The sequence below is a fragment of the Chondromyces apiculatus DSM 436 genome (assembly GCF_000601485.1).
GTDB lineage: Bacteria > Myxococcota_A > Polyangia > Polyangiales > Polyangiaceae > Chondromyces > Chondromyces apiculatus.
Window position 1 is genome coordinate 29365 of sequence record NZ_ASRX01000022.1, and the last position, 21279, is coordinate 50643.

Below are 21279 nucleotides of genomic sequence, written 5' to 3' on the forward strand. Positions count from 1 at the left end.
CGCCTAGAGTGCCAACATGCGTTCTGGTCCTCCTCGGAGCCTCGCCGCACGCCCCACGGCTCCGGTCTCGCCTTCTACCCCTCCTCTCCTTCTGCTCTGGCTGACCCTGCTGGGGACGCTGTTCTTCAGCGGCTGTAGCTGTAGCTCGACGGGCGCATGCGGGGATGGTCGCCTCGACGCTGTCGAACAGTGTGACGACGGCAACACCAACTCCGGGGACGGCTGTTCGGCCACCTGCGCGAGCGAGACGGCGCGCTGCGGAGATGGAAACATCGGGCCGGGCGAGGAGTGCGACGACAGCAACACCGTGGCTGGCGACGGGTGTTCGCCGACCTGTCAGATCGACGAGATCGTGACGGTGTGCGGCAACGGGACGGTCGAGGAGGGCGAGGAGTGCGACGACAGCAACGCCGCGTCGGGCGACGGTTGCTCGGCGACGTGCCAGAACGAGGGGCCGGCCGTCTGCGGCGACGGCGTGCTGGACCTCGGTGAGGAGTGCGACGACAACAACACGGAGGACGGCGACGGCTGCGAGTCCGACTGCACGCACTCGCCGGCGACGGAGGTGGTGTGCGAGGAACTCGTGCCCCTTCCGGACGGCGCGGTGTGCGAGGTGGGCACGGGTGACGCGCAGCGGTTCATCCGCGGCCGGGTGCTGACGCCGGGGGTTGTGTACGTCGGGGGCCGGGTGGTCGTCGACGCGGCCGGGATGATCACCTGCGTGGGTTGCGACTGCGACGAGCCGGACGGCGCGACGCGCATCACCTGCCCGAGCGGCGTCGTGTCGCCGGGCCTGATCAATCCCCACGATCACATCACCTACACCCAGAACTGGCCGTACACGCCCACCGACGAGCGGTACGAGCACCGGCACGACTGGCGCCGGGGCAACAACGGCCACACCGAGCTCAACACGCCCGGCAACGCGAGCGCGAACCAGATCCGCTGGGGCGAGCTGCGGTTCCTGATGGGCGGCGCGACCTCGACCGTCGGCTCGGGGAGCGCGACGGGGCTCCTGCGCAACCTGGACCGGGCGGCCCAGGAGGGGTTGAACCACGCGCAGGCCCAGTTCGACACCTTCCCGCTCGGCGACACCAGCGGGGTGGAGCGGACCTCGGGCTGCAACTACCCCGACATCGTCAGCGAGGCGGACATCGCCGGAGAGTCGGCGTACCTCCCGCACGTGGCGGAGGGCATCGAGACCTCGGCGCGCAACGAGTTCATCTGCCTGAACACGGACCCCAACAACCTGGTCCAGCCGCAGAGCGCGTTCATCCACGGCGTGGGCCTGGTGGCGGCCGACTACGCGGCGATGGCCGCGAACGGGACCTCGCTGATCTGGTCGCCGCGCTCGAACATCACCCTCTACGGTGACACGGCGGTGGTGACCGCCGCGGCCCGGCTCGGCGTGCAGATCGCCCTCGGCACCGACTGGATGCCGACCGGCTCGATGAACCTGCTGCGTGAGCTGCGCTGCGCCGACAGCTTGAACCAGACCTACTACGGCAAGTTCTTCAGCGACGAGGCGCTGTGGAGGATGGTCACCTCCAACGCGGCGGCCGTCACCGGGACCGACGACGTCCTTGGCGTGCTCGCCGTCGGCAAGGTCGGCGACATCGCCATCTTCGACGGCCGGGTGCGGCAGAACCACCGCGCCATCATCGACGCCGAGCCCGAGGATGTGACCCTGGTGCTCCGCGGCGGCAAGGCGCTCTACGGCGACGCGGCCGTGATCTCGGCCGTCGGCGGGAGCGGGACCTGTGACGCCCTCGACGTCTGCGGCTCTGCCAAGCAGGTGTGCCTCTCGGGCGACATCCAGCTCTCGTACGAGGCGCTCCAGACGAGCGCCGGCGCTTCGATCTACCCGGCGTTCTTCTGCGACGTGCCCGAGCGCGAACCGCTCTGCACCCCGCAGCGCAACGCGACGAGCGCCTCGGTGAACGGGTCGAGCAGGTACTCGGGGGAGGCCTCGCCCACGGACACCGACGGCGACGGGGTGCCCGACGCAGACGACAACTGCCCGACGGTGTTCAACCCGGTGCGCCCCCTGGACGGCGGTGCCCAGGCGGATCACGACAGCGACGGACAGGGCGACGCCTGCGACGTGTGCCCGATCGACGCGGGCACGACGGCGTGCACGCCCCCGAACCCGGACGACTCCGACGGCGACGGGATCCCGAACGCCTCCGACAACTGCCCGACCGAGCCGAACCCCGATCAAGCGGACCAGGACGGCGACGGCAGGGGTGACGCCTGCGATCTCTGCCCGACGGTGGCGAACCCGGCAGGCGCGGGGTGCCCGGTCACCATCTACGACATCAAGAGCGGCACCGCGCCCATCGGTGCGACCGTGGCGCTGAACAACGTGCTCGTGACTGCCCGCAACAACAGCGGGTTCTTCGTGCAGGTGAAGCCGGGCGACACCGGCTACATGGGCCCGGAGCGCTCGGGCCTCTACGTGTTCGGCGGCGCGACCGGGGTCGCGGTGGGCGACCGGGTGTCGATCACGAGCGGCGTGGTGACCGACTACTTCGGCCAGATCCAGCTCGGGTCGCCGACGGTGGCGGTCCAGGCCTCGATGAACGAAGCATTGCCGGCGCCGGTCGTGCAGACGCCCGCGGCGCTCGCCTCCGGCGCGACGGCGCAGGCACTCGAAGGCGTGCTCGTCGAGGTGCACGACGTCGCCGTGACGGGGCTCGACACGATGTACAACGAGTTCATCGTCACCGGGAACCTGCGGGTGAACGATCTGCTGTACCTGGTGACCCCGTTCCCGACGGTGGGCGAGAGCTTCACGGCGATCCGCGGGATCCTCAACTACCGCAACAGCGCCTTCAAGATCGAGGTGCGCGGCCCGGACGACCTGGTGCGCGGCGCGCCTTCGCTCGTGGGCTTCGGTCCGCAGCTCTCGTACGTGTACCAGGGCGACATGGGCGTACCGACCACGCCGATGCCGCTCACGGTGACGCTGTCGCACGCGCCCACCACGGACACGCCGGTGACGGTGACCTCGGCGAACCCCGCCGTGGTCGTGGTGGGCGGTGGAGTGGTCGTCCCCGCCGGGTCGACCACCGCGGTGGTGCTGGTGGACGGGGTGAGCGTCTCGCCGATGGTGACCCTGACCGCGACGCTCGGCGCGGTGTCGCTCACGGCTGACGTGCGGGTGCTCGGTCCCTCCGACCAGCCCATGCTGACCTCGCTGACGCCGCCCACGGCGTCGGTGGCTCCGGGCGGGTCGGTGACCCTGCAGATCACCCTGGACCTGCCGGCTCCGGCGGGCGGGATCGCGGTGCCGGTGACGGTGACGCCGGCCGGGGCCGGGACGGTCCCCGCGACGGTGATGGTACCCGCGGGTCAGGTGGTGGCGACCTTCGACTACGTCGATGGCGGGGTGGAGCCGTCGGTCACGGTGACGGCGAGCCTGGACGCGATGACGTTCTCGTCCGCCATCACCGTGGTGGCGTCGGTGGGCGGCCTGGTGATCAACGAGGTGGACTACGACCAGGTCGGCGCCGATGGCGCAGAGTTCGTCGAGATCTACAACGGCACCTCGGCGCCGATCGACCTGACGCCGTACTCCCTGGTGCTGGTCAACGGCTCGAACAACAGCGTGTACACCACGGTGAGCCTCGCGCCGGCCGGCACGCTGCAGCCGGGGCAGTACCTCGTGGTGGGCAGCACGGCGGTGACGGTCCCGGCGACCGCGCTCAAGATCAACTTCACGGGTGCGCAGACCGACAAGATCCAGAACGGCGCGCCCGACGGCGTCGCGCTGGTGAATACTGTCGCGGGGACGCTCGTGGACGCGCTCTCCTACGAGGGGAGCATCACCGCAGTGAACATCCCCAACGTGGGGTCGGTCAGCCTCGTCGAGGGGACCGTGCTGCCGCCGGCGGTGGCCGACAGCAACACCGCGGCGGGGTCGTTGTGCCGGATGCCGGATGGAACCGACACCGACAACGCGGCCTCGGACTGGACGTTCTCGGCTACCATCACGCCCGGGGCAGCCAACGTGCCCTGATTGCGAGAGAGACGATGAGCGTAGGGTTCGAGTTCCTCACCCAGGATGACGAGCGGCTCCTCCTCGAGCGCGCGGTCCGGACACGGTACAAGCCCGGTGAGCTGATCCTCGAAGAAGGGTCGCGGCGTCAGGCCGTGTTCGTGATCAAGAGCGGCCTCGCCGGCGTCGAGGTCGCTCACCTGGGGCGAGGCGTCGGCATCCGGCAGCTCGGGCCTGGCGCGGTGTTCGGTGAGGTGTCGTTCCTGGAGAGCGCGGCCGCGAGTGCGTCGGTGGTCGCGCGCGAGGAGGCCGAGGTCGACATCATCGAGGGCCCCTACGTGCACTCGCTGCTGGGATCGGTCCCGGGGCTCGCGGCGCGCTTCTACCAGTCGCTGGCGGTGATGCTCGCGAAGCGGCTGCGCGAGAACACCGCCATGCTGCCTCCGCTCCTCGTGGAGGACGTGCCGCAGGTCAAGCGCTTCCACGGCGTGCGCACCGGTCAGGGCGGCACGAGCGACCTGCCGCCGAAGCTGGTGGACGCCGTCGAGGAGTTCAAGACGGAGATGATGGGCGCCGACCGCCTGGTGAAGGACAGCAAGGTGGGCGAGGCCGAGATCCAGACCAAGGTCAGCGCCGCGTGCACGAGCATGATGAGCCGGCTGCGCGATCAGATCGTGGCCGACCGTCACCTGGAGAAGGGGATCGGCGCGTACGTCTTCCGGGAGACCTTCTCGTTCTTCATGCTGAGCCGCCTGCTCGAGCGGGCGTACATGAAGCCGCGCGGGTACGCCGGGGACTTCTTCACGATCGAGATGATCTACAACGACGAGCCAGCCGGCGACGGGCGGCTCGGCCGCTTCATCGATCGCTGGGCGCTCGACATCGCCGCGTGTCAGGCGGTGAAGAACCGGCGCGGGGTGCTGAGCGGCGTCATCCGGGAAGCGCTGAACACGCACCAGGGGACCACGCTCTCGGTGACGAGCCTCGCGAGCGGCCCCGCGCGGGAGCTGTTCGACCTGTTCTCGGCGCAGCCGCAGCCGGACCTGAAGGCGACGTGCATCGACATCGACAACCAGGCGCTCACCTACGCGGCCGGGATCGCCGACGTGCTCTCCGTGAAAGAGCACTTCAGCTTCACCCAGGACAACGTGGTGCGGCTGGCGCACGGGCGCGGGAACACGATGCTGCAACCGCAGCACCTCATCTACAGCATCGGCCTCACCGACTACCTGCGCGAGGAGCTGGTGGTGAAGATGATCAACTGGATCTACGACCGCCTGCTCCCGGGCGGGATGGCGGTGATCGGCAACTTCGAGAGCTCGAACCCGAACAAGGCGTTCATGGATCATGTCGTCGAGTGGGAGCTGATCCACCGGACGGCGGACGACATGCGCGCCATGTTCGCGCGCTCGAAGTTCCAGGGCTCGCCGCTCACCGTGCGCGCCGAGGACGCGGGTGTGAACCTGTTCGCCGTCGCTCAACGAACGTGAACGCAACGTGAACGCAACGTGAACGCAACGTGAACGCAACGTGAACGCAACGTGAACGCAACGTGAGCGCAACGTGAGCGCAACGTGAGCGCGACCTGAACGCCTCGCTCAGCGGGACCTGAGCGTCTCGCTCAGCGGGACCAGCTCACGTCGTACTCGCACACCGGGTGCCGCTCGAAGCGGCACTTCACGTGGATGCTCTGGCCGCCGTAGCCTCCGGAGAGGCGGATCGCGTTCTCCTGCCAGCCGGTAACGGCTTCCCGGCACGTGAGCCGGCCAGGATCGTTGGCCGGATCGGTGCCGAGGTGCAGGACCATGCGGAAGCGCCGGTCACTGATCTGGTGGGCGATGAGGTCGCCCCCGTTGAAGTACGTGCTCCAGAAGACGCTCCCCTGGCGCATCACCAGGGCCGGCGTGCCGAGCTTGAGGAGGACCTTGTGGGCGAGGGTCAGGTCCTGCTGGGAGACGTACTGGGCAATGTCGCGGACGATGCCCGCGCCGCTCTTGCCGGGCCAGCGCGCCGCCTCGTCGACCACGGCGTTCCAGACCGACACGGGATACCACCCGAAGCTCGTCAGACGATCCGAACCGAAGATCTCCCGGGAAGAAGGTGGCAGTTTGGCCATGAGCGCCGTGGTCAGCTCGGAGCCCCAGCTCTTGTTGAGATAATTGCGGGTATGGATGAGGGCCGAGCCCTTGATCTTCATGGGAGCCGCTGCTGACGGAGCATAAAACTATCCTGATGCTGCGGACCAGTCTTCAGCCGCAGCCCGTGTGGCGTCAGCACCCTGGGCAGTGTGGCTGCCCCTAACGGAGCGTCGACCGGGGATCGTGAGGGGTGGAGAGCACCTGTGGGGCTTGCGGGTTCCACCGTGAGGGTGGCGAGGATACTCCCTCACGCCAGCTCGTCCATGCCGTTCGGCGCTCGTCGTAGCGCCGGCCTGCGCTACTGTTGAAGGATGGGGAGCATTGCCAGAAGCCTGGTCCGGCGGTGGAGGCACGCTGCGTCTGCCGTGAAGGAAGTGGAGCTCCGGGTGGCCGTGCTGCGGCGAGACGTGCTCGATACCCAGGCCGAGGAGCTGGCGCAGGCCCTCGATACGGTCTGTGGAGCGGCAGAGCAGGCCGATCCTGTGGCACGGGAAATCCTGGGGGCGGTGATGCCGACGCTGACCGACGTCACCCTGGTCGAGCGGTTCGATGCGCTGCGGGCCATCGCGTCGGCCGAGGCGCTGCTCCCGCTTGGGAGGCTGCTGCGCCGGCCCCGGAGCAGCCCCGAGGTGCGGGAGCGGTCGTCGACGGACGAGCGGCTGCTCGCCACATCGCGCTCGGGCCGGGTGCTCACCCTGGGGGAGCGGCGGGCACTGGCCCGACGCCCGAGCCGCGCGGCGCTGGACGCGCTGATGCGCGACCCGCATCCCCTGGTGATCCGGAACCTCCTCGGCAACCCCCGAGTGACGGAGGACGACGTCATCCGCATGGCTGCGCGTCGCCCCGTTGCCACCGAGGTGAGCGTCGAGATCGCGCGCCACCCCCGGTGGTCGCAGCGGTCGCGGGTGCGCATGGCGCTGGTGCAGAACCCCGGCTCGCCCCCGGAGATCGCGGTGCCTCTCGTGCGGCTCCTCATCCGGCCGGAGCTTCTGCAGGTCGCGGCGGCGCCGGACGTGCCGCGGCAGGTGAGGGCGGCTGCGGCCGAGCTGCTGGAGCGACGTCCCCCGCTCGCCGGCAAGGGCAAGACCGCCTCCCTGCCGCAGTGAACCCCGCGGTCAGCGCTCGCGGCTGAGCAGCCGGCGCAAGAGATCGAGGGGATGGAAGCCGAGGACGGCTGCCACGTCCTCGCGGCGGCTCCACTCCAGCGCCGAGCGCATGGCCTCCGACATGGGCGGGGTGTGCTGCCGGAGCCAGCTCCGCTCCCAGGCTCCCGCCACGACACCCGTGGGGTCGACGCGCTCGGCGACGGTCCGGAGGGCGGCCACGGCGGCGCGCCCGGCGTCGATGCCGAGAGGGATGCCGAGGACCGGCGTGACCGGCGAGAGGATGACGTCGCGCACGGTGACGGCGCGTGCCCAGGCCCCGGGGCTCGGGTCCACCTCCAGGCTGCGGAAGGTGCTGGCCTCCGCGAAGCACCCGAGTGAGAGCGGGCCAGCGCGGTGCTCGACGGCGCGGCCGAGATGCCGGTAATCACGGCGCCAGTCCCCGGCGAGCAGTCCCATGTCCTCGCGGATCTCGTCGGGCCCGAGGATGAGGTTGAATCCACGCGAGCCGCGGCGGAGCGCGATGCAGGTCCACAGCTCACCCTTCTCGAAGAGGCCGAGCAACATGGTCTTGCCGACGGGGCACACAACATCGAGGGTCCCCCGCACCACCTTCCCCTGCGTCGGCATGGGCACGCCGGGGAGCCGCGGCCAGATGTCGATCTTCCCGTCTTGGTGCTCCTTGAGGGCGAGCTGCACGAGGAGGAGCGCCTGCGCGGTGAGGTCATCGCCGCGGCGCGCCTGGGCTCCGAACTGCTCCATGATCGCTTCGAGCGTCCCCATCTCCAGAGAGAGCGCCCAGGTGGCGTGGTGGCGCTCGGCCAGGCTCTCGGCAGAGAGGGGGGAGCGCGGCTGGAGGGGCGCGAGCTGCTCCGTGCTCGTCTCGGGAGCAGGGGTGGGGACCTCGGGCTCCTCGATCTGCAGCCGGCCCGCCTGGGTGTGGACGAGCTTGCGCAGGCGCCCTTCAGCATGGATGGCAACCACGCCGCCCGGTGGTCGGAGGCGGGAGCGCTCGGCGTCGGGGGCTTGCCTCGGCTGGAACAGCGAAAGTACGCGGAGCCAGTCGGTCGCCGTGAACCCCTCGAAGCGGACGTCGGGCGCGAGCACGCGCGGAGCCTAGCGTCGGGAAAGCAGCGGGCGCCAGAGGAACCGCTAGGTTCCCCACCAGAGCATCTCGTGTGTCTGGGGCTGCCCGTCGATGGAGACGATGACCCGCAGCAGGTCGCCCTCGGTCTGCACCAGGTGCTCGGGGAAGCTGTCGGCCGGGTAGAACGCTGCCTGGACGAACCCGCTCACGTCCAGCCAGAACAGGTGCACGCCTTGGTTCCCGGGGCCGTGGATGAGGAGCATGCGTCCTCCCCCGAGAAGCGTGAAATCCAGCCAGCGAAAGCCCATCTCGTCGAAGCGCTCGGGGGACGGAAAATCGTCGCCCACGCTACGAAGCTCGGGGAGGTGTGCGCGCAGGTGCTTGTAGAGCAGGTCGTAGCGGACCTTGGCGAGCCGCGGCAGCCGCCGGTCCGGTGGCGCGATGACGGCGAGCCGCTCTGGCTCGAAGGTCGGGATCTCCACGTGCGTCCGGTAACGGTCGGCGAGCCGCCCGCGATCGATCTCGTCGTCGGAGAGCGCCTTCAGCCACCAGTGAAAGAGCGCGAGATCCGCCGTGCCCGCGCGCGAGTCGAGCCGGACCTGGGACTCCCAGAGCGGCCGCCGCACTTGCCAGCGTCCTCCGTGGTTCTTCACCACGCACGCGCCCACGTAGAGCGCGCCGTGGATCACCAGCGTCACCAGCAGCGGCGGTTGATCCGGCTCAGGGGGTTCGAGCCACCGATCTCGCCGCTCCCGGGTCAGCGCTGCGGCGAGCCGGTGCACAGAGGCATCGGAGAAATCGAGCGCGAGGTCCGGGGTGGCGAGCGCCGCGGGCGCGAGCCGGGCGAAGATCGCGGCGGCCTCGTCGAGCTGGGCCAGGAGGGCAGGGTTCCCGGCGGGGTTCGCGTCGGTGGCGCGGGCCCGGGCGAGATCCGCGAGCGCGTCCGGTGGGTAGAGGGGCGCGAAGAAGCGCTCGAAGAGCGCAGCGGGCGTGAACGGAGCGCTGGTCATGGAGCGGGCCCGCGGTGGGCTCAGAACATCTTCTTGCGCTTTGAGGAGCTGAGGATCCCGAGCATCTCGCGGTATTTCGCGACCGTGCGCCGCGCGATGCGGATGCCGTCCTGATCCTCGAGGATCTTGACGATCGCCTGATCGCTGTGCGGGTTGCCCTTGTCCTCGGCGGCGATGATCTTCTTGATCGCCTGCTTCACGCTCTCCGAGGCGATGTCCTCGTCGGAGACGCGGTGGATGGAGGAGTTGAAGAAGTACTTCAGCTCGAACAGCCCCTGCGGCGTGTGCACGTACTTGTTCGAGGTGACGCGGGAGATGGTCGACTCGTGCATCCCCACCGACTCCGCGACGTCGCGCAGGATCATCGGCTTCAGGTAGGCGACGCCGCGCTCCAGGAACTCGCGCTGCTTCTCGACGATGCACTCGGTCACCTTGATGATGGTGCGTCGCCGCTGCTCGATGGCGCGGATCAGCCACTGCGCGCTGCGCAGCTTCTCGCTGATGAACTCCTTCGCCTTCGGGTCCTTCAGCATCTTCTGGGCGAGGTTCTCGTTGATGTAGAGCCTCTGCAGCCCCTTGTCGTTGTCGGTGACCACGAACTGGTCGCCGTCCTTGATCACGTAGACGTCGGGCGTGATGGAGATCGTCTTCTCGTCGACCTCGGCGAAGTTCCTCGCCGGGACGCTCTCGAGCTTCTGGATCTCCTGGACCGACTCGTACACCTCTTCGAGCGAGATCTTGAGGGCCTTGGCGATGGCCCCGAAGTTGCGCCGCTCCACGTTGTGGAGGTGGTCCTTGATGATCGACAGCTCGATGACGTCGTACCCGAGGACCTCGGCCTGCACGCGGAGACACTCGGAGAGATCGCGCGCCGCCACGCCGATGGGATCGAAGCGCTGGATCATCGCCAGCACCTCCTCGGCGTCCTCGGGGTTCAGCCCTGCCTCCTGGGCAAGGTCGGCGACGGTCATGTCGGGCCCCTTGGTGCCGTCCGCCCCCTCTCCGCCCTTCAGGTCCAGGTAGCCGCGCTCGTCCAGGTTGCCGATCACGAACAGGGCGAACATCCGCTCGTTGTCGACGAAGTCGCTGAGCTGGAGCTGCCACATCAGGTGGTCCTGCAGCGAGCTGGCCTTGGTGAGGTTCTGCTCGATGGGCGGCATCTCCTCGAAGCCACCGCGCGACGTCGGCAGGGCCTGCTGGAGCTGCCGGTTCTCGAGGAACTGCTCCCAGTCGGTCTCCTTCGCGCGCCGCTCTGCGTCCCTGAGTGCAGTGTCCGAGCGCTCGAAGCGTTCACCCTCGGCGTCGAGCCGGCCATCCGCGGAGAAATCCGCGACCGTGGTCGGCGTATCGGTGACGACCGCCTTCTCCTTGGGCTTCGGGTCCGTCCCGTCGTCGGCCAAGACCGGGTTGCCGTCGAGCTCCTTCCTGATCTCATCGACCAGCTCAAGCCGCGAGAGCTGCAGCAGCCGGATCGCTTGTACCAGCTGCGGTGTCATCACCAGCTGCTGGGACAGCTTGAACTGGAGCTTCATCTCCATGCCCATGACGAGCTCCTCCCCTTCAGTTCGCGCTGCGCAGCCCGACCCACCTGGGCCTAGGGGGCGGGGCTATGAGCGAAGTTCGTGCCATCGGTTGCTTCATCGCTTCCTTCCCTCAACGTAGCACCGAACTCGGTTTCGGCCCGAGTCTTGCTTTGTGCCGGAACACAAAACGGGAGCGAATCCTTCCGGACCCACCTGGCGCCGGGCTCAGCTTAGCCCTGCGCTCCCTCCCCGACCGTGTCGAACTCCTCGTTGCCATTCTGGAATCGGGCCAACGGTGACGGCGCGGATCGCCTCTGGAGGGCGACCCGTCAGATCAGTAGATGCCGGACGAAGGGGAACGGAGCGGGCGAAAACTGGAGGAACGACTCAATGAAGTCGCGGTGGGCGGGAAAGCGCCTCGGCATCGCGCGCCGAGAGGCTCGCTCTTCTCTGGGAGGTATTTGACGGTCTCACGGGGTGAGGAAGAACACCGTGTCAGAAGGTCTGCTGACGTCTGTTGGCGTCAGAACATCCGCGGACCTCTGGCTTCGTTCACTCCCCGCGAATGCGGGTCAGCCAGGACGCCGGCGGCCCCTGGCGACCCGGGGCGGCGGCGCAGGTGACCTGACCACACGGCCCGACGTCCTGCGCGTGCGCGCGGTGCTGCGCGTGCCGACGGCGAGAGGGGTCGCGGTGCTCGTGCGCCGCTCGGTCCGCTTCTGAGCACTGGCGCGCTGTCGCGGACGCGAGGTCCCTCCCACAGTCGCGGTGGGCGTGCGCCGAGGCACCCTGGCGGTCGCGCGGCCCGGTACGCGCGGCTCGCTCTGAGGTGCAGGGCGACCGAAGACGGCCGCGACCAGCCGATCGAAGGCGTAGGGTTTGAGCAGCACCTCGGTGCCATCGGTAGCGTCGTCGACATCGGCGGGGGTGTCCGTGCACAGCACGACCCGCGCGGGCGTGAGGCCTTCCTGCCGCAGCTTGTCCATCAGCTCTCGCGCTGCAGGCATCGTCTCGGAGCGATCGATGAGCAGGACGTCGTAGGGCGCCTCGTGCGCGAGGGCGATGGCTTCGTCCAGCGTGGCGGCTGGACTTACCGCCCCCGCTCCTCGGCTGGAGAGCAGCACCGCCGTCATTTTGCGGAGCATGTCGTCCTGATCGAGCAGGAGGATGGTGGGCGTACGGGTGGTCATGATGGATGCTCCTCAGGGGGCTCGCGGTGAACCCGCTCGGCGTTCAGCGCCGTTCTTTCAGCTGCGTGGCTCCTGGCCCGCCGTGCTGGGTCGGGGGTAGCGAGGATCGTCCGCGCGTCCCCCCGTCTGTGGAGCAGCAATCGGCAACGAACATGCCGCTCTCCGGCGGGCTTGCTGAGCGCGGCGGTCGCCCGTTGGTGCGCTGATCGTGCGCAGGCCCTTCGGAGAAGCCCGTCAGAGCTGTTGGCGGGCTCGCAATGGCCCGAGGGGCGCCGCGCGTCCCCTCGGACCGGGGTGGGCACGAGATGCAGGCCGCCCTGGATCCAGGAGGCGCATGAAGGGGACGCGCGAGGGCTCTGCTGGCGACGGGAGCGTCGCGTCAAGGTGGCCGTCAAGGCGGTCTTCAAGGCGGTCTTCAAGGCCGCGAAGAAGGCGGCCGCTCCCGCGTTCCCGAGGGGTGGTCCAGACGGACCTGGCCGGCGACTTTCTCTTGATGACGCCGACGGGGGATGTCACAAGCGTCTCGCGCGCACGAGTGGCGGAACTGGCATACGCACCGGGTTTAGGTTCCGGCGCCGCAAGGCATGGGGGTTCAACTCCCCCCTCGTGCACCCCAGCTCTCGAATCTTCCTGCCCGGGGAACACCCCGTCTCCCTGTTGGTTTTCAGGTCCAGCGGGGACTGGCCCCATTGCCCGAGGCGCTCACCGCGGCTAGGTTCGCCGTCTCCGCGAGACCCCTCCCCACTCCACCACCCACGCGGACACCGCCGTGGGCGCAAGGCACGACGGACATGTTGACCTGGGCGATGAAGAGGATCTTCGGCACCTCGCACGAGCGGACCATCCGTCGCATGCGGCCAAAGGTCGAAGCCATCAACAGACTCGAGTCCGAGCTGAAGCAGCTCTCGGACGACCGGCTGCAAGCGAAGACCGCCGAGTTCAAGGAGAAGCTCCGCAACGGCATCGCGCTCGACGACCTCCTGGTCCCGGCCTTTGCCGTCTGCCGCGAGGCCTCCCGGCGCGTGATGAAGATGCGCCACTACGACGTGCAGCTCGTCGGCGGCATGGTGCTCCACAGCGGATCCATCGCCGAGATGCGCACGGGCGAGGGCAAGACGCTGGTCGCCACCTTGCCGGCCTACCTCAACGCTCTTGAGGGCAAGGGGGTGCACATCGTCACCGTGAACGACTACCTGGCCCGCCGCGACGCGGAGTGGATGGGGAGGGTCTACAACTTCCTCGGCATGGAGGTGGGGACGGTCGTCAACCAGCAGGGCGATCCGGAGAAGCGCGCGGCCTACCGGGCAGACATCACGTACGGCCAGAACAACGAGTTCGGCTTCGACTACCTGCGCGACAACATGAAGTTCTCGGCGCTGGAGTACGCGCAGCGCCCGCTCAACTACGCCATCGTCGACGAGGTCGACTCGATCCTCATCGACGAGGCGCGCACCCCGCTCATCATCAGCGGCCAGGGGGAGAAGTCGAGCGACAAGTACCGGCTGATCAACGAGATCGTCCCGCAGCTCCGGAACGAGGAGCACTACAACCTCGACGAGAAGGCGCACTCCGTCACGATGACCGACGAGGGCATCGAGACCGCCGAGCGCTTGCTCAACGCCATGAAGGTGCTCAAGGGATCGAACCTCTACGATCCGGCGAACCTCGAGACGCTGCACATCCTCAACCAGTGCCTCCGCGCGCACACCCTCTACAAGCGCGACGTGCAGTACATGGTGCGGGAGGGGAAGATCATGATCATCGACGAGTTCACCGGCCGCGTGCTGGCGGGGCGTCGCTGGTCGGACGGCCTGCACCAGGCCGTGGAGGCGAAGGAGAACGTCCGCATCCAGGAGGAGAGCCGGACGAACGCCACGATCACCTTCCAGAACCTCTTCAGGATCTACAAGAAGCTCTCGGGCATGACGGGTACGGCGGACACCGAGGCCTCCGAGTTCCACGGCACCTACAAGCTCGACGTCACCATCATCCCCACGAACAAGCCGATCCTCCGCGTCGACCACGAGGACGTCGTCTACAAGACGGAGCGGGAGAAGTTCACCGCGGTCGTGAACGAGATCATGGAGCGGCACGAGGCGGGGCAGCCGATCCTGGTCGGGACGACCAACGTGGAGAAGAGCTCCGCCATCAGCCGCATCCTCAAGAAGAAGGGCGTGGCGCACGAGGTGCTGAACGCGAAGCACCACGAGAACGAGGCGTACATCGTCGCCCAGGCAGGCCGTAAGGGCGCGATCACCGTGTCCACCAACATGGCAGGCCGCGGCACCGACATCGTGCTCGGGGGCAACCCCGAGATGCTCGCCAAGCTCAAGTTCAAGGAGCAGAACCGGATCCCCGAGGCGGAGCCCGAGGAGTTCGAGAAGCTCGTCGAGGAGCTCACCCTCTCCTGCAAGCAGGAGGGTGACGAGGTCCGCGCGCTCGGTGGCCTGTTCATCCTCGGAACCGAGCGGCACGAGTCCCGCCGCATCGACAACCAGCTCCGTGGTCGCGCGGGTCGCCAGGGCGATCCGGGCACCTCCCGGTTCTACCTCTCGCTCGAAGACGACCTGATGCGCATCTTCGCCGGTGATCGGGTGAAGAACCTGATGGAGCGCATGGGCATGCCCGACGACGAGCCCATCGAGCACCCGTGGGTGACCAAGAGCGTCGAGAACGCCCAGAAGAAGGTGGAGGAGCGGAACTTCGACATCCGCAAGAACCTCCTCGAGTACGACGACGTGATGAACGCGCAGCGCAAGACGATCTACGAGATGCGTCAGTCGCTGCTCCAGGGCCGGTACTCCCCCGAGATCGTCGACGACGAGGGTAAGCCCACCGGCGAGAAGCGGAAGATCAAGCCCATGGCCTCGGTGGTGGAGCAGCTCAGGCCCGACGTCGGCTACCTGCTCGGCATGTTCGGCAGCGACCCGATCATGCCCGTGGACAAGGAGGGAGAGCGCCGCGAGATCACCCGCGCCGACTTCGAGAAGCTCGAGCATTTCGTCGAGCTCGAGAACCTCCAGCGCGAGGTGTACACCCGCTGGGGGGTGAAGCTCGAGGTCGAGGAGCGGGACGAGGACGTGCTCGGCATCTACGACGAAGCCATCGAGCGCGTGCCCCTGTCTCTCACGGAGCAACGAGAGCGCCTGCTCGACCTCATCGACCGCATCATCGGCGCGATGGTGGAAGAGTCCTGCCCTGCGCGGAAGCCCCCGGAGGACTGGGACTGGGGCGGGATCTTCCAGGGCTTCAAGGAGCTCTTCGGCGTCGACCTGCCCGACGAGGTCTCTCACGTCGGCGACCAGGAGCTGCTGGCCCGCGATCTCTATGCGCGCGCCGAGAAGCTGTACGAGAAGCGCGAGAAGGAGATGGGGCTGGAGCTCTCGCTCCGGATCTTCCGGCACCTCTACCTCGAACAGCTCGACAAGTCCTGGATCGACCACCTCACCGACATGGACCACCTGCGCGACGGGATCGGCCTCCGCGGTTACGGCCAGAAGGACCCGAAGCAGGAGTACAAGAAGGAGGGGTACAACCTCTTCGTCAACATGGTGGCGCGCGTCTCCTCGAACGTGATCAGCAAGCTCTTCTCGGTGAGCGTGCGCCGGGCCGAGGAAGAGGAGCGCCGCATCGAGGCCGAGGAAGCGGCCTGGCACGAACAGGAGATGCGCGGGGCCGTGGCCAAGCACGAGGATCCGACGTCGCTCGGCGCGCAACCTGAGCCGCCGCCGCCGCCTGAGCCGCCGCCGCCTGCCGTGACGGCCGAAATGGAGTGCCCCTGTGGCAGCGGCAAGCCATTCTCTCGTTGCCACGGTGCCGAGGACGAGGCGACGGCGTAACTTCGCTGGAGGCAGTCATGCAGATTTTCATCGACTCGGGAGACATCGCAGAGATCAAGGAAGCGCAGTCGATGGGGGTCATCGACGGCGTCACCACCAACCCCTCGCTCCTGTCGAAGGGCGGGAAGCCAACCTCGGAAGTCATCGCCGCGATCGCCGCGATCGTCGACGGGCCGATCTCGGCGGAGGTGGTCGGGGTCGAGGCGGAGGAGATCCTCCGCGAGGGGCGCGAGCTGGCCAAGATCCACAAGAACGTGGTGGTCAAGGTCCCGCTCCTCGAAGAGGGGCTGAAGGCCGTGCGGATCTTCACCAAGGAGGGGATCCGCACCAACGTCACCCTCTGCTTCTCGCCCTCCCAGGCGCTCCTCGCGGCCAAGGCCGGGGCCACGTACATCTCTCCGTTCGTCGGTCGCGTCGACGACATCTCCGGCGACGGCATCGAGCTCGTCCAGCAGATCGTCCAGATCTACAGGAACTACGATCTCAAGACGCAGGTGCTGGCCGCGAGCATTCGCCACCCGCTGCACTTCGTCCAGGCAGCGACGATCGGCGCGCACGTGGCCACCTTGCCGCTCAAGGTCATCAAGCAGCTCCTCAAGCACCCGCTCACGGACTCGGGGCTCGCGCAGTTCCTGGCTGACGCGAAGAAGATCCCGACCGGTTCTCGCTCCTGAAGCTCGTGGCAAGACGACCAGCGGGCTCGGTGGTCAGCGTGACCACGCGGGGAGGGCCCTTCGAGGGGCCCTCGCCTGCGACCATGCAGCGACGCGCGGAGAAGATGCTCTCGCACCTGAAGCTCCGGTCCGTGGAGCTGTCCGTCGCCCTCGTGGATGACGCCACCATCCACACCCTGAACCGGGACTACCGCCACAAAGACAAGCCGACCGACGTGCTGGCGTTCCCGCTCGACGAGGAAGGTGGACCCTCTCCGCAGGGCCGCAGGCTGCTCGGAGACGTCATCCTTTCCGTGGACACTGCACGCAGGCAAGCGCGCCAACGACGACGGCCACTCCTCGACGAGATGACCATGCTGCTCGGGCACGGGCTGCTCCACCTCATCGGCTACGACCACCAGACGGACGCGGAAGAGCAGGAAATGACAGCCCTCACCCGCGAGCTCGAAGCGGTCGCAGCGCGTCGTATGACAGCCCAGCCCGCTGTGACACCGGCTTCGCGCCGCGCCCGCCGGACCCCCTGAACCGAGATTCTGCGGGATTCTTCGCCGCGCAGTGGCCGGTTTCCCTTGCGATGGGCAACCCTGCTTGTTAAACGGACCGCCCTTTCAAACTCTGGGTTGTCGCGGGAAAAAGCCACGCGCGACCCCTTCGCCCAACCGCCTCACCCACCTGGAGGAGACATGCCCGGGAGCAAATTGACCAAGGCGCAGCTCATCGTCGCTCTCGCTGAGAGCTCTGGCCTCGACAAGAAGTCCGTGAACGGCGTGATGGACGCCCTCGCCGACCTGGTGAAGAAGCAGCTCGGGTCCGATGGCCCCGGCGAGGTCACCGTGCCGGGGATCGCCAAGTTCAAGGCGAAGGAAGTGCCCGCCACGCAGGACCGCGAGGGCACCAACCCCTTCACCAAGCAGCCGATGACCATCAAGGGCAAGCCGGCCAGCCGGAAGATCCGCATCACGCCCGTGAAGGCGCTCAAGGACTGAAGCGCTGGCGGGAGGGGCGCCGCGAGCACCCTGCGTCACGGGAGGCTGCCTGAAAGGCCCCCGGTGGTCTCAAGAGAGGCCGAGCGCTGACGCAGGACACGCAGCAGCTCTTCCGAACGGTCAGGTGCCCAGAGAAGGCCCCGGGGGGGGCACCACTCACCTCGACGATCCACGTCGCCTCACCGGCACGCACGGGAGGCAGCTTCGCCTCGCCCCTACCTGCGGAGGCGAGTTCCAGGCGCGCCAGGTGTCTGCGTGTGGTTCGAGGAGGAGGGGGTGACCACCAGCGGTGGGCCGGTGGTCTTCTGGTCGTGCTCTACCAGTAGAACGAGATGCCGCCCCGGAAGAGGCCACCGCCCGACACGTTCGTCGTGCGGCCCGTCTCCGGATCCACGAACTCCGGGTACTGCGTCGCGCGCTCGTCGGTCCGATTGCGGATGAACGCGAGCCCATCGATGTTCAGCGCCACGCGCCGCGAGAGCCGGAACTCCAGGCCGATGCCACCGTGGCCGCCGAAGTACTCGTACTCCTCGTTCACTGTGGAGAGCGTGCCGGCGACCTGGGGGTCGTCCGAGGCCAGGATGACTTCACGCTCCACGTCCGCGTACGACATGTTCACGCCGCCCATGAGGTAGAACTGGACCCGGCTCCGCGGGTTCAAGAAGATCATCCCGCTCAGCGAGAGCGGGATCTCGGTGCGCTTGAACCCGTTGTAGTCGATGCCCCCGAGCACATCGACGCCGAGGTCGATCGCGAAGGCCGGCACCGGGCGGTAGCGCAAGCTGAGACCGAGACCCCCCATCGCAGCGTCCGCCGCCACGCCCTCGGCGCTGCCGAAGCTCGCGCCTTCCAGGCGCAGGTTGAGACCCCACTCCGAGCGCCACCGGCGCGGCGGGGGCGGGGGCGGCGGTGCGGGAGGTACCGCTGGGGTCGAGCGGACCACCACCCGGGGAGGCGGCTGGCCACCTGGGGTCACGATGACCACCTGGGGAGCCTGTCCCTGGTTCGGCGGCTGGTACACGACGACGGGGGGAGGGGCTCCGTGCCTTGTCCCGCGGGGGGGGCGCGGTGCCCGTCGTCTCCCGGCCGGGCGCTCCTCGGGAGCGGGAAGCTCCTCCTCGACGTCGGCCTCTGGAGCTTGCGCGGCGCCCCCATCCGGGAGGGCTTCCTCCGGGACCTCTTCACAGAACCACGAGCCCGGAGGACAGCCCGCGTCCTGTGCGAAGGCGGGCACGGAGGTGAGCATCGCCACCGCGGGAAGTGCATGGATCAAGCAACGGCGCATCGGGCGACTCCTGTTCGGTGCCGTGAAGCTAGCAACCGTGATGCCATCCGCTGACTCGCCGGAACACTGGCTCTCCGGCCGTCCCATCCGGGGGCGTGCATCGCGCGCCACGCCGCGCTGTGGCGGAAGGTTCACACGCAAAGTGCCCCCAAGAGTACTAGGTCTGCGGCCAAAGTCACGACGGGCGGCAGCCTGGATCAAGACAGCCCCCCCGGCAGCGCCTTGACCGCGACCTCCGGAATGCCCGAAGACCACCTCCGCCTGTCGGGCGACTCCTGGCATCGACGCGACCGACGCGACCGACGCGACCGACGCGAATTGACGCGAATTGACGCGAATTGACGCGAATTGACGACACCGGCGGCGGTTTACGCACCGCACGCGCTGAACGTACCGAACGAAAGCCCACCATGCCCACCGTCACGCTGAAACCTGGCCATGTGAGACCCGTCTGGTCCGGTCACCCCTGGATCTTCGCCCAGGCGATCGCCCGCATCGAGGGCGGCGCGGTCGCTGGCGACGAGGTGACCGTCGTCGATCCCCAGGGGAATGTGCTCGGCCGGGGTCTGTACACCCCTGGCTCGGCGATCCCTGTCCGCCTCTACACCCGCTCCGACGCCCCCGTGGACGCCGCCCTCTTCCGGCGCCGCATCGAGCAGGCCGTCGCCCACCGGCGCGACCTGGGCCTCCCCGGCCGGACAGCCGGGCATGAAACCGACGCCTTCCGCCTCGTCCACGCCGAGGGCGACCACCTGCCCGGCCTCATCGTCGACGTCTTCGGCGACGTCGTCGCCGTGCAGCTCGGCACCATCGGCGCCAAGCTCCGGGAAGGTGTCATCTTCGACGCCCTGCAGGCGACGGTGGCTCCCCGCGCCATCCTCGACCGCACCCCTGCGTCCGCCGCCCGCCTCGAAGGCTTCACCCCTGGCACCGGCGTGGTTCGCGGCGACCCCTCGCTCACGCAGCTCCGCTTCACCGAGCGCGGCCTCCGCTACACCATCCCCCTCTCCCTCGGCCAGAAGACCGGCTTCTACCTCGATCAGCGCCCCCTGCGTGCCCGCGTGGAGCAGCTCGCCCACGGCGCCCGGGTCCTCGACCTCTACTCGTTCGTCGGCACCTTCGCGATGGCCGCTGCGCGAGGCGGCGCGCGCGAGGTCGTCGCGGTGGACGAGAGCGCCGTCGCCCTGGAAGTGGCGGCCGAGTGCGCGCGCGAGAATGGCCTCTTCGAGCGCATCTCCTTCGTCCGCGACGACGCCCGCAAGGCGGTGGCGCGGGCCTCCAAGGAGCCCTTCGACCTCGTCATCTGTGACCCTCCCAAGCTCGCCGCCACCCGCGCCCAGAAGGAGGGGGCCCTGCCGGCCTACCGCGCCCTCGCCGCCGCCGCGTGCCGCGCCACCCGGCCTGGTGGCGTACTCGTCCTCTGTTCCTGCTCCGGTGCCATCAGCCTCGACGACCTCACCCGCGCGCTCGCCCTGGGAGCCCGCGATGCGAACATGCAGGCCACCGTCTTCGATCGCCACTTCCAGGGCGCCGACCACCCCGTGCCTTCGTCCTTCCCCGAAGGCCTCTACCTCAAGAGCCTCATCGCCCGCGTCGAGACGCTGTGAAGCCGCTGGCGCAGGTCCCGGCCGAGCTGGCGCGTGCCCTCCAGGGGGTCATCTTCGATCTGGACGACACCGTCCTTGATCATGGCGCCCTCGCCGAGGCCACCTACGCCGCCCTGTTCCGGCTCCGTGAAGCGGGACTTCGGCTCATCGCCTGCACGGGCAGACCTGCGGGCTGGGGTGAGGTCCTTCAGCGTCAGTGGCCTCTCGATGCGACCCTCGTCGAGAACGGCGCCATCGCGCTCGTGCCTGCGTCCCCGGCGGCCACCCGCATCGTCGCCCTCGATCCCCTGGAGCCCTCCGCCCGGCGCGCGCGTCGGGCCGAGCTGCTCGCCCTTGCCGATACCCTCCTCCAGAGTGTCCCGTCGACGGCCCTCGCCGACGACAACAGCGCCCGCGTCACCGACGTGACCCTCGACATCGGCGAGCACCGCAAGGTGCCCCCGGCAGACATCGACCGCCTCAGACATCTCGCCCACCAGCACGGCGTCCGCACCCTTGTGTCGAGCGTTCACCTCCACCTCACCCACGAAGTGGAGGACAAAGCAACCGGGGCCCTCCGCCTCCTCTCGACGCGCTTCGGTGAGGATCCGACGCGGGCGCGGCTCCGGTACGCCTTCATCGGTGACAGCGGCAACGATGGCGCCGCCTTTGCCGCCTTCCTGCCGACGTTCGGCGTGGCCAACGTCCACGAGCATCTCGGGCGGATGTCCGTGCCACCGCGCTTCGTGGCGCCCTCGCCCATGGGCCGAGGATTCGTCGAGATCGCCCTCCGGCTTGCCGCGCTGCGGGCGACTTGACGTCCTCCCCGCGCCAGGGACTGTGCTGCCCCGTGCGGGC

General features: G+C 68.6%; 15 protein-coding genes, 1 tRNA gene and 1 pseudogene. 11 read left to right on the forward strand and 6 right to left on the reverse strand.

What is annotated here, in order from left to right:
* The first annotated feature begins 16 nt into the window (after nt 1-16).
* The gene (locus CAP_RS16070) at nt 17-4021 is read left to right on the forward strand and encodes a DUF4215 domain-containing protein (protein WP_052375367.1); all 4005 of its coding nucleotides are present in this window, start codon (nt 17-19) and stop codon (nt 4019-4021) included.
* 14 nt (nt 4022-4035) lie between these two features.
* Nucleotides 4036-5490: a cyclic nucleotide-binding domain-containing protein gene (locus tag CAP_RS16075; protein WP_044241555.1), complete on the forward strand. Its 1455-nt coding sequence runs from the start codon at nt 4036-4038 to the stop codon at nt 5488-5490.
* Between the two features lie 131 nt (nt 5491-5621).
* On the opposite strand, the gene CAP_RS16080 is transcribed toward CAP_RS16075, so the two are convergent.
* Nucleotides 5622-6197, reverse strand: coding sequence for a hypothetical protein (locus CAP_RS16080; protein WP_231511509.1), 576 nt, complete (start codon nt 6195-6197; stop codon nt 5622-5624).
* 306 nt (nt 6198-6503) lie between these two features.
* Here CAP_RS16080 and CAP_RS44735 point away from each other — a divergent pair, with 306 nt between their 5' ends.
* Complete coding sequence (locus tag CAP_RS44735) at nt 6504-7244, forward strand: hypothetical protein (protein WP_052375368.1); 741 nt, start codon at nt 6504-6506, stop codon at nt 7242-7244.
* A 9-nt stretch (nt 7245-7253) separates the two neighbouring features.
* Here the strand turns inward: CAP_RS44735 and CAP_RS16090 are convergent, their stop codons facing one another.
* The 4 genes from CAP_RS16090 to CAP_RS44740 all read right to left on the reverse strand — a co-directional run bounded on the left by CAP_RS16090 (nt 7254) and on the right by CAP_RS44740 (nt 12051).
* Nucleotides 7254-8348, reverse strand: a complete 1095-nt coding sequence (locus tag CAP_RS16090) for a hypothetical protein (RefSeq protein WP_044241557.1) — start codon at nt 8346-8348, stop codon at nt 7254-7256.
* Between the two features lie 45 nt (nt 8349-8393).
* Entirely contained in the window at nt 8394-9338 is a 945-nt protein-coding gene (locus tag CAP_RS16095; protein WP_044241558.1) for a hypothetical protein, read from the reverse strand.
* 20 nt (nt 9339-9358) lie between these two features.
* A complete protein-coding gene (gene rpoN / locus CAP_RS16100) occupies nt 9359-10882 on the reverse strand; it encodes an RNA polymerase factor sigma-54 (protein ID WP_044241560.1) in 1524 nt (507 codons plus the stop codon).
* A 551-nt stretch (nt 10883-11433) separates the two neighbouring features.
* On the reverse strand, nt 11434-12051 hold the full coding sequence (locus CAP_RS44740; protein WP_052375369.1) for a response regulator: 618 nt from the start codon (nt 12049-12051) through the stop codon (nt 11434-11436).
* A 529-nt stretch (nt 12052-12580) separates the two neighbouring features.
* Between CAP_RS44740 and CAP_RS16110 the strand changes: the two genes are divergently transcribed.
* From CAP_RS16110 to CAP_RS16130, 6 genes and pseudogenes are all read left to right on the forward strand, one after another.
* Nucleotides 12581-12662 (forward strand) — tRNA-Leu (locus CAP_RS16110).
* A 180-nt stretch (nt 12663-12842) separates the two neighbouring features.
* A pseudogene (secA, locus tag CAP_RS16115) lies at nt 12843-14873 on the forward strand (preprotein translocase subunit SecA); the annotation flags it as partial.
* Nucleotides 14874-15230: 357 nt separating this feature from the next.
* Complete coding sequence (locus CAP_RS56030; protein WP_442340131.1) at nt 15231-15890, forward strand: SEC-C metal-binding domain-containing protein; 660 nt, start codon at nt 15231-15233, stop codon at nt 15888-15890.
* Nucleotides 15891-15907: 17 nt separating this feature from the next.
* Nucleotides 15908-16564 (forward strand): fructose-6-phosphate aldolase, encoded by a 657-nt coding sequence (gene fsa, locus CAP_RS16120; protein ID WP_044241564.1) that lies wholly within the window; start codon nt 15908-15910, stop codon nt 16562-16564.
* A gap of 5 nt (nt 16565-16569) precedes the next feature.
* Nucleotides 16570-17088 (forward strand): rRNA maturation RNase YbeY, encoded by a 519-nt coding sequence (gene ybeY / locus CAP_RS16125; protein WP_231511510.1) that lies wholly within the window; start codon nt 16570-16572, stop codon nt 17086-17088.
* Between the two features lie 159 nt (nt 17089-17247).
* Nucleotides 17248-17550, forward strand: coding sequence for an HU family DNA-binding protein (locus CAP_RS16130; RefSeq protein ID WP_044241566.1), 303 nt, complete (start codon nt 17248-17250; stop codon nt 17548-17550).
* Between the two features lie 316 nt (nt 17551-17866).
* On the opposite strand, the gene CAP_RS16135 is transcribed toward CAP_RS16130, so the two are convergent.
* Entirely contained in the window at nt 17867-18823 is a 957-nt protein-coding gene (locus CAP_RS16135) for a hypothetical protein (protein ID WP_156040858.1), read from the reverse strand.
* Nucleotides 18824-19245: 422 nt separating this feature from the next.
* Between CAP_RS16135 and CAP_RS16140 the strand changes: the two genes are divergently transcribed.
* Both CAP_RS16140 and CAP_RS16145 read left to right on the forward strand, forming a co-directional pair.
* Nucleotides 19246-20442: a class I SAM-dependent rRNA methyltransferase gene (locus CAP_RS16140; RefSeq protein WP_044241569.1), complete on the forward strand. Its 1197-nt coding sequence runs from the start codon at nt 19246-19248 to the stop codon at nt 20440-20442.
* Nucleotides 20439-21239, forward strand: a complete 801-nt coding sequence (locus tag CAP_RS16145) for an HAD hydrolase family protein (protein WP_044241571.1) — start codon at nt 20439-20441, stop codon at nt 21237-21239. Before CAP_RS16140 ends, CAP_RS16145 begins: the two co-directional genes overlap by 4 nt.
* The last annotated feature ends 40 nt before the right edge of the window (nt 21240-21279 follow it).

Excerpts from the sequence above, each read along its gene's own strand:
- CAP_RS16070 (WP_052375367.1), top strand. The coding sequence starts at position 17 with ATGCGTTCTGGTCCTCCTCGGAGCCTCGCCGCACGCCCCACGGCTCCG.
- CAP_RS16075 (WP_044241555.1), top strand. The coding sequence starts at position 4,036 with ATGAGCGTAGGGTTCGAGTTCCTCACCCAGGATGACGAGCGGCTCCTC.
- CAP_RS16080 (WP_231511509.1), bottom strand. The coding sequence starts at position 6,197 with ATGAAGATCAAGGGCTCGGCCCTCATCCATACCCGCAATTATCTCAAC.
- CAP_RS16095 (WP_044241558.1), bottom strand. The coding sequence starts at position 9,338 with ATGACCAGCGCTCCGTTCACGCCCGCTGCGCTCTTCGAGCGCTTCTTC.
- rpoN (WP_044241560.1), bottom strand. The coding sequence starts at position 10,882 with ATGGGCATGGAGATGAAGCTCCAGTTCAAGCTGTCCCAGCAGCTGGTG.
- CAP_RS44740 (WP_052375369.1), bottom strand. The coding sequence starts at position 12,051 with ATGACCACCCGTACGCCCACCATCCTCCTGCTCGATCAGGACGACATG.
- CAP_RS56030 (WP_442340131.1), top strand. The coding sequence starts at position 15,231 with ATGGTGGAAGAGTCCTGCCCTGCGCGGAAGCCCCCGGAGGACTGGGAC.
- fsa (WP_044241564.1), top strand. The coding sequence starts at position 15,908 with ATGCAGATTTTCATCGACTCGGGAGACATCGCAGAGATCAAGGAAGCG.
- CAP_RS16130 (WP_044241566.1), top strand. The coding sequence starts at position 17,248 with ATGCCCGGGAGCAAATTGACCAAGGCGCAGCTCATCGTCGCTCTCGCT.
- CAP_RS16140 (WP_044241569.1), top strand. The coding sequence starts at position 19,246 with ATGCCCACCGTCACGCTGAAACCTGGCCATGTGAGACCCGTCTGGTCC.